At 43.3% G+C, this 14,103-nt stretch carries 14 protein-coding genes; 13 read left to right on the top strand and 1 reads right to left on the bottom strand.

What is annotated here, in order from left to right:
- The 10 genes from allD (at position 1) to NIT04_RS14225 (ending at position 11,276) form a co-directional block, all read left to right on the top strand.
- Positions 1–1,050 carry an ureidoglycolate dehydrogenase gene (gene allD / locus NIT04_RS14270; protein ID WP_252504205.1) on the top strand — a complete coding sequence of 350 codons (1,050 nt, stop codon included), beginning with the start codon at positions 1–3 and terminating at the stop codon, positions 1,048–1,050.
- Positions 1,051–1,172: 122 nt separating this feature from the next.
- Entirely contained in the window at positions 1,173–2,918 is a 1,746-nt protein-coding gene (fdrA, locus tag NIT04_RS14265; protein WP_252504204.1) for an acyl-CoA synthetase FdrA, read from the top strand.
- 59 nt (positions 2,919–2,977) lie between these two features.
- Positions 2,978–4,255: a DUF1116 domain-containing protein gene (locus NIT04_RS14260; protein WP_252504203.1), complete on the top strand. Its 1,278-nt coding sequence runs from the start codon at positions 2,978–2,980 to the stop codon at positions 4,253–4,255.
- A gap of 136 nt (positions 4,256–4,391) precedes the next feature.
- Positions 4,392–5,330: a carbamate kinase gene (arcC, locus tag NIT04_RS14255; protein WP_252504202.1), complete on the top strand. Its 939-nt coding sequence runs from the start codon at positions 4,392–4,394 to the stop codon at positions 5,328–5,330.
- 34 nt (positions 5,331–5,364) lie between these two features.
- Positions 5,365–5,856 carry a YueI family protein gene (locus NIT04_RS14250; RefSeq protein WP_252504201.1) on the top strand — a complete coding sequence of 164 codons (492 nt, stop codon included), beginning with the start codon at positions 5,365–5,367 and terminating at the stop codon, positions 5,854–5,856.
- Positions 5,857–6,168: 312 nt separating this feature from the next.
- Positions 6,169–7,098, top strand: coding sequence for a DMT family transporter (locus NIT04_RS14245; protein ID WP_252504200.1), 930 nt, complete (start codon positions 6,169–6,171; stop codon positions 7,096–7,098).
- A gap of 238 nt (positions 7,099–7,336) precedes the next feature.
- Complete coding sequence (locus NIT04_RS14240) at positions 7,337–7,999, top strand: reverse transcriptase-like protein (protein ID WP_252504199.1); 663 nt, start codon at positions 7,337–7,339, stop codon at positions 7,997–7,999.
- Between the two features lie 88 nt (positions 8,000–8,087).
- Complete coding sequence (locus NIT04_RS14235) at positions 8,088–8,774, top strand: hypothetical protein (RefSeq protein WP_252504198.1); 687 nt, start codon at positions 8,088–8,090, stop codon at positions 8,772–8,774.
- Positions 8,775–9,343: 569 nt separating this feature from the next.
- On the top strand, positions 9,344–10,399 hold the full coding sequence (locus NIT04_RS14230; protein WP_252504197.1) for an LLM class flavin-dependent oxidoreductase: 1,056 nt from the start codon (positions 9,344–9,346) through the stop codon (positions 10,397–10,399).
- A 31-nt stretch (positions 10,400–10,430) separates the two neighbouring features.
- Complete coding sequence (locus NIT04_RS14225; protein WP_252504196.1) at positions 10,431–11,276, top strand: MBL fold metallo-hydrolase; 846 nt, start codon at positions 10,431–10,433, stop codon at positions 11,274–11,276.
- 178 nt (positions 11,277–11,454) lie between these two features.
- Here NIT04_RS14225 and NIT04_RS14220 read toward each other — a convergent pair whose 3' ends face one another.
- Positions 11,455–11,784, bottom strand: a complete 330-nt coding sequence (locus NIT04_RS14220) for a DUF3889 domain-containing protein (protein ID WP_252504195.1) — start codon at positions 11,782–11,784, stop codon at positions 11,455–11,457.
- Between the two features lie 117 nt (positions 11,785–11,901).
- Between NIT04_RS14220 and NIT04_RS14215 the strand changes: the two genes are divergently transcribed.
- The 3 genes from NIT04_RS14215 to NIT04_RS14205 all read left to right on the top strand — a co-directional run bounded on the left by NIT04_RS14215 (position 11,902) and on the right by NIT04_RS14205 (position 14,085).
- Positions 11,902–12,468 (top strand): AAA family ATPase, encoded by a 567-nt coding sequence (locus NIT04_RS14215; RefSeq protein ID WP_252504194.1) that lies wholly within the window; start codon positions 11,902–11,904, stop codon positions 12,466–12,468.
- Positions 12,469–12,540: 72 nt separating this feature from the next.
- Positions 12,541–13,494, top strand: a complete 954-nt coding sequence (locus NIT04_RS14210; RefSeq protein WP_252504193.1) for a polysaccharide deacetylase family protein — start codon at positions 12,541–12,543, stop codon at positions 13,492–13,494.
- Between the two features lie 99 nt (positions 13,495–13,593).
- Positions 13,594–14,085: a hypothetical protein gene (locus tag NIT04_RS14205; RefSeq protein ID WP_252504192.1), complete on the top strand. Its 492-nt coding sequence runs from the start codon at positions 13,594–13,596 to the stop codon at positions 14,083–14,085.
- The last annotated feature ends 18 nt before the right edge of the window (positions 14,086–14,103 follow it).

The raw sequence follows: 14,103 nt of genomic DNA, 5'->3' as shown, positions 1-14,103 counted from the left end.
ATGAGATTAAGTAGTGAGCAGTTGAATGAGTTGATTACGAAAAAGCTGCATAAGGCAGGGTTAACCGAGGAACATGCTCGTGGCGTTGCAGACGTGCTCGTTCATGCGGATGCCAGGGGAGTTCATTCTCACGGAGCGATGAGAGTGGAATATTATGCAGAGCGAATTGCTAAAGGCGGACTTAATGCGAATCCTGATTTCACATTTGAGAAAACGGGTCCTTGCACTGCTGTATTTGACGGCGATAATGGGGTAGGTCATGTCGCTGCGAAATTAGCAATGGACGAAGCAATTCAAATGGCAAAAGAAAACGGAGTAGCTGTTGTTGGCGTAAGAAGAATCGGTCATAGCGGTGCCCTTTCTTACTTTGTTCAACAAGCTGCCAACGAGAATTTGATTGGTATTTCAGTTTGCCAATCAGATCCGATGGTCGTTCCTTTCGGCGGATCAGAGCCATATTACGGAACAAATCCAATTGCTTTTGCGGCACCAGGCAAAAACGGAGAGAACATTACATTTGATATGGCAACAACCGTTCAAGCTTGGGGGAAAATTCTTCATGCTCGATCAAAAAATGAATCCATTCCTGATACATGGGCCGTTGATAGCGAAGGAAAGCCGACGACCGATCCATTTAAAGTGAATGCTTTAGTGCCGATCGCTGGACCTAAGGGATACGGACTCATGATGATGGTTGACGTTCTATCTGGAATTCTGCTTGGACTTCCATTTGGAAACAAAGTTTCATCAATGTACCATGATCTCACCGAATACCGAAATCTTGGACAACTTCATATTGTCATTAATCCGGAATACTTCACAGGATTAAATGCGTTCCAGGAAAGTATTGCTACAACAATGAAAGATCTTAATAACATTAAACCGGCTCCTGGTTTTGATCACGTTTCCTACCCTGGACAAAGAAGTGCTGAAAGGGAGAAACAATACGAGGAAAACGGAATTGAAATTGTAGATCATATTTATGAATATTTAATTTCAGACGTTGTTCATAACAATGCTTACGATAATAAGAGCCCTTTTGCTAAGTAAGAAGGAGAAAGGGTGGTCATCCTGAGTGGCCACCCGCTTTTCTGTGCAAATTTTACGTAGGTTTCTTCAATTTTCTGTCAAAAAAGCAAGTACAAAAAAATTCTAAAGAGGTGCGTGAAAACATGCTTTATACGATTGTCAAACAGAATTCATACCAGGATTCAGTTAACCTAATGCTTCTCACGAATAAAATTTCAACAATGGAAGGCGTTAACAAAGTTCAAGTCATGATGGGTACGCCTGCTAACAAAGACATCTTCAAAACTGCTGGCCTTTTCACTGAAGAGCTTGAAGGCGCAGCATCAAACGATATGTGTATCGTTCTTGACACGGATCAAGAAGAGAAAATCCAAGAAGTGCTTGATGAAGTTGATAACTACCTAAGCAACCAAGCGATCAGCGCTGGTAAAGAATCTTTCGAAACTGTTAACTCATGGGACAAAGCTGTGAATGCACTTCCTGATGCAAACATTGCAATCATCTCTACACCAGGCCAATACGCTGCTGAAGAAGCGGAAAAAGCACTAGACAGAGATATGCACGTAATGATTTTCAGTGACAACGTTACGACTGAAGATGAGCGCCGCATTAAAGAAAAAGCTCATGAAAAAGGTCTTCTCGTCATGGGTCCTGATGCTGGTACAGTAATCGTTTCCGGTGTTCCACTTGCATTCGCAAACGTAGTGAAAACAGGCAAAATCGGTGTAATCGGAGCTTCCGGAACAGGTATCCAAGAAGTTACGACTGAAATCGATCGTCTAGGCGCAGGTGTGAGCCACGCAATCGGTACGGGCGGCCGCGACCTTTCTGACAAAATCGGTGCAATTACAATGTTGGACGGCCTTAAAGCATTGGCACAACATAACCAAACAGAAGTGATTACACTTATTTCTAAGCCACCTGCAAAAGAAGTTCGTGACGAAGTTGTAAGCTTGCTACACAGCATTTCTAAACCGGTTGTTGCAATCTTCCTTGGAGAAGAGCCACATAACCATGAAGGAAATGTGTACTATGCAAACACGCTTGAAGAAACAGCAGCACTTGCTGTTGATCTCGTAAAAGGCAACCCGATCAAACCAAATTACAATCACCTTGAAGACGAAGTACCTGCAGTAGACTTGAAACCTGAACAAAAAACAATCAAAGGTCTATATTCCGGCGGAACGCTTGGATATGAAGCAGCTACTTTGATCAGCAGAGGTTTGAACCTTGGAGAAACTGACCATGACCAAGCTGGCTACCTTCTAAATGCAAACGGCTTTGAAGTAATCGACCTTGGTGACGACGTTTACACGCAAGGTAAACCACACCCAATGATCGATCCGGATACAAGAATTCAATTCTTCCAAAAAGCTGCACAAGATGAATCAACAGCAGTTATCCTGTTTGACGTTGTTCTTGGATATGGTGCACACGACGATATGGCAGGCGCATTGCTCCCTGGCATCGAAAAAATCCAAAACGAAACAAAAGCAGCTGGCAGAAACATCTACTTCGTTGCAACTGTTTGCGGTACTGACCAAGATCCACAAAACATCGATGAGCAAAAAGCTAAACTAGAAAAAGCTGGCGTTATCATTCGCGATAGCAACAACCAAGCGACTCTGACTGCTTTAGCGATGCTTGGCATTCAAGTTGAAGAAGGTACAAAAGAAGTCGTTCCAGCAAAAGAAACTGCAACTGTTGAGTTTACAGTTTCAGAAGCAATCGAGAAGCTATTGAATGAAAAACCAAGCGTAGTTAACGTTGGATTGAAGAAATTCACAGAATCGATCACTGCTACCGGTGGCAGAGTTGTTCAATATGACTGGCGTCCAGTTGCTGGAGGAAATCCAAGACTTCGCAAAATCTTGAGCCTCCTTAAGTAAGCTCGAGCTGAACGCAGATAAGGTTCTAAGAAATATTGAATTTTCAGGAGGAAACCATAATGTACGGACAATTTAAAACAATTGATGAAGCAAACCGAGCGGTTATCGATAAAGTAGTATCGGGCGCACCATTTTTAATTGATGTAGTTCCAGCTAAATCTGTAATTGAAGAATTAAACGGAAAAGTACTACTTCATGCAGGACCACCTATTAAGTGGGAAAACATGACGAGCCCAATGCAAGGATCTTGCATCGGTGCTGCATTGTTTGAAGGCTGGGCAACGAATGCTGATGAAGCACGTGCTATGCTTGAAAACGGAGAAGTTGAATTCATTCCTTGTCACCACGTAAACGCAGTAGGGCCAATGGGTGGAATCACATCTGGAAGCATGCCGGTTCTCGTTGCTGAAAACCGTGACGGCGGAAACCGCGCATATTGCACGATGAACGAAGGAATTGGTGCAGTACTTCGTTTCGGTGCTTACTCTGAAGAAGTAATCAACCGTCTAAACTGGTTCAGAGATGTTCTTGGACCAACACTATCCAAAGCTCTTCACATTAAAGGTGACGGCCTTAACGTAAACGTTATGATGGCTAGAGCAATTACAATGGGTGACGAATTCCACCAACGTAATATTGCTGGTTCACTTATTTTCTTGAAAGACATCGTTCCTTACATTCTACAAACGGATGTAGACGAAAAAGACAAGCAAGACGTTATCCAATTCCTAGCTGATACGGATCAGTACTTCTTGAACATTGCGATGGCTTCAACGAAAGCGGTTATGGACTCAGCTAGACAAATCCAACATGGTACAGTAGTAACAGCAATGTGCCGTAACGGACATGAGTTCGGAATCCGTATTGCAGGCATGGGTGACCAATGGTTCACAGCGCCAGTTAACACGCCACAAGGTCTATTCTTCACAGGATACGATCAAGATATGGCTTGTAAAGACATGGGTGACAGTGCAATCACTGAAACATTCGGTGTTGGTGGATTTGCAATGATCGCTGCTCCTGGTGTTACACGCTTCGTAGGCGCTGGTGGTATGGACGATGCAGTTAACACAAGTAATGATATGATGGATATTTGTATCGATCACAACCCGAACTTCTCAATTCCTACATGGGACTTCAAAGGTTCTTGCCTAGGAATCGACGCTAGAAAAGTTGTTGAAACTGGAATCGAACCGATTATCAACACGGGTATCGCTCACAAAGAAGCTGGCGTGGGCCAAATCGGTGCAGGTACTGTTCGTGCTCCATTAGCTGCTTTTGAAAAAGCGATCGATGCTTACGCAGTGAAGCTTGGACTAATCGAAGCTGCGGAATAATGGATTCATGTGGAGAGGGATGGTTTGTAGCTAGTTCCTCTCCTCTTTTCTGTGATAAAATGAAGAGGTTTCATTTTACTCCAACAGTTGGACTTGCAAATGTAGTTTATTTTTCTTAATTAAAGGAGAGTTATCGATGAGTAAAAAAATCGTTTTAGCCATCGGCGGTAACGCAATCATCAAAGAAGGCCAAAAAGGAACACTTGAAGAGCAAATGCACAATATCAATGAGAGCTGCGAACCTGTTCTTGATCTGATCGAACAAGGAAACACAGTTGTCATTACACACGGTAACGGTCCACAAGTAGGAAATTCATTAATTAAAAACCAAATGGCGGAATCTGTCGTTCCTGCTTTCCCACTAGACGTGTTGGACGCTGAAACACAAGGTAACCTTGGTTACTTGATTCAGCAAGCATTCAGAAACAAAATGGTTGAGCGCAACATCCAACGACCTGTTGCGACAATCGTTACACAATCTGTTGTTTCCCAAGAAGATCCAGCATTCGCTAACCCGACAAAACCGATCGGTCCATTCTACACACAAGAAGAGTTGGACAAAGTTCTTGAAACAGAAAAAATCGATTACATCGAGGACAGCGGACGTGGATACAGACGCGTCGTTGCTTCTCCAAAACCAGTTACAATCGTTGAGAAAGATGCTATCCAAGCTCTACTTGATAAAGAGATCATTGTTATCACAGCTGGCGGCGGCGGAATCCCTGTTGTCGAAGAAAACGGCATGTTAAAAGGTACAGACGCTGTTATCGATAAAGACTTCGCAAGCGCACTATTAGCTGCAGAAATCAACGCTGATTACTTGTTCATCCTAACTGGCGTTGAGCAAGTAGCAATCAACTTCGGTACTCCACAACAAGAGAACCTGTTCGAAATGACTGTTGAAGAAGCACTTCGCTACATGGATGAAGGCCACTTCCCTAAAGGAAGCATGGGTCCGAAAATCGAAGCAGCGATCATGTTCTTGGAAAAAGGCGGCAAAAACGTCGTTATCACTTCAATGGACAAACTTCAAGACGCACTCGAAGGCAAAACAGGCACTCGCGTAACTCTATAATATATACAGAATGGCAGCTCTAGTAGCTGTCTTTTTGTTTAAGGAAAAATATTTAAATTCGGCAGGTGAGGTTGAGGTGTCTGGTAATATTGATGACTATATTCAGCAAGGAATTCATGGATCTAGAGAAACAAAGCCAGACGAACGGCGGAAATTTCTTGGAACAATTCGTGAACGGATTGTCATCGCGCTTACAAAAGAACAAGTAAGAGAAAGAGGCATTTATGAACAAGTCGAGGACGCGATAAAGGAAAACAGAGAAGCTCGTCTTTATCTGAATGGACATATACACTATAAAGTGCTTTTAAAATATACCAAAATTGCTTCCAAGTATGATGTGCCTTATACATTTGTCACAAATAAAAATCATGATTCCGAAATTGGTATCATCCTCGCATACGACCATGCTATTGACAAAGAAGAAATTTACGTAAAAAGGGAAACACCGAATGTTGAAAAGCCTCAAAACAGCAAAAAGAAAGGCCTGTTTTCGGCAATCTCAAAACTTTTCAAGCCGGAAAATTAGAGACTTCGGTGCCAGAGACTTCGGTGCCAGAGACTTCGGTGCCTGTGCAAGGCGCATTTATGACAATTCAATCTTTTGTATAAATATTCGTAAGGAAACTAGCCGATCATTGAATCGGATGGTTTCCTTATTTTTATTATGCAATTGTAGTGTATAGTCTGAATTGTTCTCTGCACAGGCACCAGTCAGGCGAAATAGGGAAAATCATGGGTCGCATTTTTCATGTGTATTTTCGCTGCAATGGGAAAAACTATACCGATAGAAGGCAATCATTTAACAACAAAAAATGATTATCGAGAAGAGGTAAAGCTGATGAAAAAAAGTGCTAAAGGTATAAGTTTAGGGGCTACGTCCGCAATTGCATGGGGTGTAGATACAGTCATTATTGGCATTATTATTGCGAGCACACCATTTAAAGAGGCTGTAATAATTGCTCCAATAATTGCTGCGTTCATGCATGACTTTTTCTCTTCAATTTGGATCTCGTTGTTGATGATTATTAAGGGCGAATTTATAAATGTCTTGAAGCTTTATAAAACGAAGAGTGGCGCTATTTTAGTGTTAGGTGCATTGGCGGGCGGACCTTTGGCAATGAGTTTTTATTTCCTTGGGATTCAATATGCCGGTGTAACGTATGCGGCAAGTATTGCTTCTATATTTCCTGGCATAGGAGCCGTGCTCGCATACTTCTTTTTGAAGGAAAAAATGAATAAAAAAACATGGTCCGGTGTTGTGTTGAGTATTATCGGGGTCATTATACTGGCATATGTGCCAACAAAATTTGACGCAGAAAGCACCTTTTTCATCGGAATCTTGTTTTCATTAGGGGCCGCCATCTTTTGGGGGCTTGAAGGTGTAATCGGCGCTTGGGGGATGAGAGGTAAGGAAGTCGTCCCGCTATACGCGATTAATATAAGGCAAATTACATCCGCATTCAGTTATGGAATCATACTCGTGCCATTGCTGCATGGCTATCCTTTAGTATTTGAAGCGGCGACATCGAGCATCGTATGGGTCATCGTCATCGCCGGGCTATTAGGAACTCTTAATTATTCCTTATATTATTCGTCAATTGATTTAATCGGAGCTGCCAGGGGACAATCACTGAACAATACGTATGTGTTTTGGGCGATCTTAACCGAAATTGTCTTTATCGGTACGGCGGTCAATTTACAATTTGTCATAGGTGCAATCATTGTCATTGCGGGCTCCATACTCGTTTCAGGAAGCATTAAAAGATAAAGGGGAAACCACCATAAACACATCCTTCCGAATTGTGTGGGTGCCTGTGTAACACACATTTATGACAATTCATCTGTTTGTATAAAAACACGAAAGGAAGCTTATCGGTTATTAAATCGGTCGGTTTCCTTATTTTTATTATACAATTGTAGTGTATAGTCTGAATAGTTTGCTGCACAGGCACCTACTGAGGTACCTATTATTGCATGCAACAAAGATTACAACTGGAGGTGTAGCCATGAACGTCACAGTGGAATGGATTTATAAATCACCGAAGGGACTGGAAACAAACTTTCGTTCAGATGAAATGCCGGCGGAACAAGCTATCCGGATTGCGGAGGATTTAGAGAGGATGGGCCGTGCTAAACAAGTGCTGTTCATTGACCGATTCGATAGCTCGTGGACGGTTAAGGAAATGAAGGGCTACTTGAAAGGGATCGAAACGGAACCGCATAATATAACTGTTTATTTTGATGGGGGATTCGACCTGACAACGAAGGCAGCCGGTTTAGGCTGTGTCATTTATTACGATCAAAACGGAAAGTCGTACCGCCTAAGGAGAAACGCAGCCGTTTCAGAGCTCATATCAAATAACGAGGCTGAATATGCAGCACTTCATTTTTGCTTGCAGGAGTTGGAGCTGTTGAATGTACATGACCTTTCCGTGCGATTCATCGGGGATTCCCGTGTCGTCATCAATCATTTGAGCGAGGAATGGCCCGTCATCGAAGAGAACCTGTTCAGTTGGGCGGACAGAATCGAATCGAAATTGAAAGAGCTTGGCATTCGGCCGGAATATGAGTTGGTATCGCGCAAAAAGAATGCCGAGGCAGATCGGCTTGCAGCCCAGGCGTTGAATGGCATTGAGATTTCGGCGACAATTGAAGTTGCGAAGGAATAATACGCATTGTCCTGTAAGCAACAGTTACGAGACAATACGTATCTTAGTAAAAATACAGGGAATCTTAACAATAAAAGGCGGATTTTCAATGAAAAGACGATTCATTGTTCTCATCACTATTTGTACGGCTTTCCCTTTATTTCAGAAGGATGTTCATGCAGTTGATCGAGTGGTCGTCAATAGCATTCAAACCGACAGATGGTATGAGAATGTTTATTTGATGGCTGATAGGATTAACTGGATGACATTTCGCAATTTCACCGTTCAGATCGGTGATAGAGATGGAAGTCTTTTTCATTTTCCGACATGGGAAAGCGGTAAGTATGATACCTATCTGTTCCGAGAGGATTTAAATAACGATAAATTCAAGGATATTATTATTGTGTTGGACAGTTACCAAGATCCCATTCATGTACTGCAACACGATGGATCTTCAGATTATAAAGAAGTTACAGTTGAACCGGCGGCTGTCGCGGTTAAACGATTAGTAAAGATGGAAAAAAAGGGAGACATCGTGACAATTGCAACAAAACAAAAAGTGTATAACATAAACGTCAAACCATTTCACTATACTACCGTTAAACCTTCCTCAACGGATGTATCGATTGATGGAGACCAAGTGGATTATTCAGTTGAGGAAAATAAAATTGTTGCGGATGTTCCCGTATTCATTACCATTGGAGGTTTAATTGGGGACTTGAAACTGTCGTACGATTGGACGGGCAACGGATATGAGGTAACATCAGTGAGTTTTAAACGCTATATTCCAAAGTGAATGAGGGAGCTTGGAAGCAAAAAAAGTTCCCAATTGGGAACGAAGGCATTTCAATTATTTTCTTCACGAATAACCGCTAACTATGATCAATTGCATTTTTTACAATTCTTGCACTCTGATTTGTCTGCACCACATTTCTTGCATTTAGCCACTCGCTCACTCCTTTACCTGGATAAATTCAATCTATTCCACTTTATTCTGTTAGGCGTGGCATTATGCTTATCACAACTTGGATATTTGAAATCTTTGGTTCAAATAAAAAGCTGACAACCCACGCAGAGGTTCGTCAGCTTTTCATTATGCATTCAACGTCATTGAAACAGAGCCCAAATTGTGTCGGTGCCTGTGCAAGACACATTTATGACAATTCATCAAATTGAATATAAACTCATTATCAAGTTGATCGGAAGCTTGTGTGATCTGTGTCCTGTATTTCTATTATGCAATTGTAGTGTATAGTCAGAATAGTGTGCTGAACAGGCGCCGAAAAAAGCTTCCAAACGGCTGTTACGTTAAAGTTGGTATACAATAGATACAAAAGCGATTGTTCACTTTAGGAGGAAATGACGATGGAAATAGGTATAACAACATTCGTGGAAACGACGCCGGATGTGGAAACGGGTAAAGTCGTAAGCCATGCGGAGCGGATCCGTGAAGTCGTGGAAGAAATCGTCTTGGCGGATAAAGTCGGACTGGATGTATTCGGAGTAGGGGAGCATCACCGCGAAGATTTTGCCTGCTCGGCGCCTGCCGTTCTGCTTGCTGCAGCAGCTGCACGGACAAGCCGGATTAAACTGACGAGTGCCGTCTCCGTTTTGTCCTCCGATGACCCGGTACGTCTCTACCAGCAATTTGCGACGGTCGACGCCATTTCAAACGGTCGCGCGGAAATTATGGCGGGCAGGGGATCATTCATCGAATCATTTCCTCTATTCGGCTACGATCTTCAGGATTATAATGAATTATTTGATGAGAAGCTGGAATTATTATTGAAAATAAATGAATCCGAAAAGGTCACATGGAATGGGAAACATCGTCCATCCATTCCGAATTTAGGCGTGTATCCACGACCTGAACAAGACCGTTTGCCGATTTGGATTGCAAGCGGAGGAACCCCGCAGTCCGCTGTGCGTGCTGGCGTTCTCGGGCTGCCTCTTGTACTTGCAATCATTGGCGGCAGTCCGTTGCAGTTTGCGCCGATTGTCGAGTTATATAAACGAGCGGCTGAAAGGGCGGGGCATGACGTATCGAAGCTAAAGATTGCATCCCATTCCCATGGCTTCGTCGGGGAGACGACTGCCATCGCAAAGGATAAATTCTTCCCACCAACTGCACAAGTGATGAATGTGTTAGGGAAGGAACGCGGGTGGGGACCTTACACACGAAATACATTCGAGGCTGCAAGCAGCTTGGAAGGGGCCATGTATGTAGGAGACGCGGCAACAGTCGCAGAAAAGATCATCTACCTCCGAAAAAATGTCGGAGTTGAACGGTTCATGCTCCACGTTCCTGTCGGTTCCATGCCGCATGAGGATGTCATGAAGGCGATTGAATTGCTAGGGACAGAGGTTGCGCCAATCGTCAAAGCTGAAATTGAAAGATGGGAAAAAGAAAACGCGCAATAATAGAAACTGCTATGAAGTTAGGAGAAAAATAATGCAAAAACTAACGAAAATATCCGACCGCCTTTATTACTTACCACCTGTTCAAGAGACGGACCGCCCGATACTAGGGGCGGTAGTCGGCGAAGAAAAGACGTTGCTTATTGACGCAGGGAATTCATCGCAGCACGCCAAGCTGTTTTTACAGCAGCTCAGGGAAATTGGGATTCAAGCAGACCTGCTTGCCCTCACCCATTGGCATTGGGACCATGTCTTCGGCATGCGTGAAATTGCCGTGCCGAGTATTTCGTGTAAGGAGACATACGGCAAAATTAAAGAGATGCAGCCCCTTTCCTGGGAAGACAAAGATTTGGATCAACGGGTGGAGGAAGGTACGGAAATCCCATTTTGTGCGGACGCAATGAAGAAAGAATTCGGGAATGATCGGAACATCCAAATTCATCTTCCGACGTTAACATTCGAAGATCGGATGACAGTGCATTTAGGCAGCGTAACTTGTGAAATCGAACACGTCGGCGGCGACCACTCAAGTGATTCTTGCGTCGCCTTCATCCCCGAGGAAAAGGCTCTATTTGTAGGAGATTGCCTTTATGCGAATCTGTATGCGGAAAAGTGGAATTACACTGTAGAAAAAATGCTGAAGCTCATTCAACGATTGGAAAAATACGATGCGGATACTTACTTCCTCTCCCATCATCCAGGCCCTTTAACGAAAGACGCATTCCATTCATTTTTGCAACTGCTGAAAAACGCAGCTTTGCTCACGCAAAAAAATGCAGGAGACGAAAACGCCATCCACCAAGAAATGTCCGACAACCTACAACGGGACTTAAACGAAGATGAACTCGAAGCAATCGGCTACTTCGTCAACGGCTGGTAAATTGTCGGAATTGTGTCGGTGCCTGTGCATGGTACATTTATGACTATTCATTACTTCGCATATATATGATGTAGTTCTATTATAAAACATTATTAACCCGAGGTTTTATTCATTAGGTTATTCAATTGTAGTGAATAGGCGGAATTGTTTACTGCACAGGCACCGCCTTAAACCGCATTTATCTATCGGTTTCCTGGAAGTCGATTTTGATCAATTCACCGGTTTTGGTTGTGAATGTGATGTTGACGAAGACGCCAAATTCGCGGCGGTCGTCTTTTAACCATAGCTTGAACTTTTCAATTGTTGTATCGTCTTTTGTTTCGCTCCCGATATGCAAGTAGTCAATAATTTTTGCATCGGGGTATTTTTGTTTAGTCTCCTTTACCGCAAGCACTCCCCATTTGGCGTAAGACGGAATTTCAGCTTGTGCGGGTATGCCGATGGGGATATGTGTTATTGCTGTGTAAACGGACATCAAAAGTCCAAGTGCCATAACGATATTTTTCATTGGTTTACAACTCCTTTTTTTCAGGATCGGTGCCAGTAGGATGAGTAATTTGCTCGGATTCATTCTGTTCGTTCGCGAATAATTCTTTCGCAGATTGTAAGGATAGGAGATGCGACGATGAAAAGGTTAGTGATTATTACAGTTGGCAAGACGCATAGCGGAAAAACGACATTTGCAAGGGCTTTGGAGCAGAAGCTCGAGAACTCGATAGTGATGGATCAAGATAATCATGGGGCATTCATCAACACATACTATAAAAACTTACAACCGAGAACAGGGCCGAATACGCTGAAGCATGCCATTTCCCAGCTGATTGTCGATTACACGAAAGTACATAGTGACTGTCATTTGATCTTATGTAATTCAAATCGAAGTCGGAAAGGTCGAGCGTATTTGCTTGAACAGTTGTTTCCCGAAGATGAATTTATTCGCATCCTTGTCCACTTTGATTTGCCGGACCATGTTCTTCAAGCTCGCGTTTTGAACAGTCAACGGAATACGAATATATTCAGAAGCGCATCCAATTTTGAACAGGTGCTCAATCGGCAAAATGCAGACTCGTTGCAGGGAGATGTAGTGGATCCAGTTGAGGGAGAAGCAGATTATTTATTCGTAATCAAAGATAGCAGTGAAGTGGATAGGGTTATCGAGAGGATTATCACAATCGAAAAAGATGTGCGCTAGACATCGACCCAAGTATAGTTCCGAAGCGAAGGGGAATCGTAAAGCCAACATAATTCAAATGGAGGACTTGCGATGTTGCCTGGGGAAATGCGTGCCATGAAGTATTTATTGCTCGTTGGGGCGTTCTTAGTAACGTTAGGAAGCTTTACGGTTCCACGCACTGCTATGTTCCATGACTCAACTATGAAAAACGCTGTGAAAAATGAAGCGCTGTATCAAGAGATCGAATCCTACAGTGAGCAGCATGAAATCAAGCCGGTTGATGCGAAGGTGGACACGGTTTGGAAGGCGATGCCGGGGTACAATGGATTGCGTGTCGATGTTAAAGCGAGTTATGCAAAGATGAAGAAGGCGGGGAAATTTGACGAATCGAAGCTCGTCTTTGAGGAAGTGCCGCCCGCAGTTCATTTGGACGACTTGGAGCCTCAGCCAATCTTTAGGGGAAATCCGGAGAAGCCGATGGTCTCCTTAAACATCAATGTCGCGTGGGGAAATGAATTTATTCCTCCCATTCTAAAAATCTTGGATGAACATCAAGTAAAAGCGACATTTTTCTTCGATGGCAGTTGGGTGAAAAAGAATCCGGATCTGGCAATGATGATTCACAAAAAAGGCCATGAAATCGGCAATCACGCGTACAGTCACCCAGACTTGCAGAAACGTTCCCGAGCCGAGACGATGGAGGAAATCTCAAAAACGAATGATGTCATCGAGGAAACGATTGGATTCAAGCCGAAGTGGTTTGCCCCGCCGAGCGGAAGTTTCAACCAGCAAACTGTCGATGTCGCCGACGAGCTCAATATGAAAACAATCTTATGGACGGTCGATACAGTCGATTGGAGGAAGCCCGAACCTTCCGAAATGGTGAGGCGTGTCGTCTCAAAAGTGGAAAACGGCTCAATGATCCTCATGCATCCAACTGAACCAGTCGCTCAAGGGCTAGGAGCAATGATTGCTGAAATAAAAGCGAAAGGCCTTCAGCTCGGGACGGTCAGTGAATTGATGAGTGAGAACCGGATTGATTAAAAAAAGTCGCGGAAACTGAAATGTTCGCTTTAAGCCATCACTTTGTAATGAAGATGCATACAATGTATCGAACGTTCTAATCGTGATGGAGGTATGCAATTGACGAACTTTCTATCTGCTAGCGGCAGAGTGACAAGGATCGACGACTTTCCGATTGTGCAAAACGATCCGCAATCAGGTTGCTACAAATTATTTTCATTGATGGACAGGGATGGTACAATTGTGAATTTTGTTGTCGAGCCTACAACTTACTTTGTGGAACATGTCAAGGTGAAGGTCGGAGATTTTGTAACAGGATTCCTTGATGCGGACGCGCCAGTGCCGTTAATTTACCCTCCGCAATACCGGGCAATTGTCATGGCGAAGGATAATCCGAATTACTTTGTGAAAGTGAGTTTCTTTAACAGCCAATTAATAAGCAGTGACGGCAATTTGAAATTGAATCTCTCGGGGCAAACAGAAATCGTTCTCGAAAACGGGCAAGAGTTTACTGGCAATCCCGCAAATCGAGATCTGGTTGTCATCTACGGTGCTTCGACGAGAAGCATTCCAGCGCAAACGACACCTTATGAGATTGTCGTGCTTTGTTAAATTCAACTCAAACGAAAA

It is taken from the genome of Sporosarcina sp. Marseille-Q4943 (assembly GCF_943736995.1).
In the GTDB taxonomy this organism is placed as follows: domain Bacteria; phylum Bacillota; class Bacilli; order Bacillales_A; family Planococcaceae; genus Sporosarcina.
This window is presented reverse-complemented; position numbering and strand designations above follow the sequence as displayed.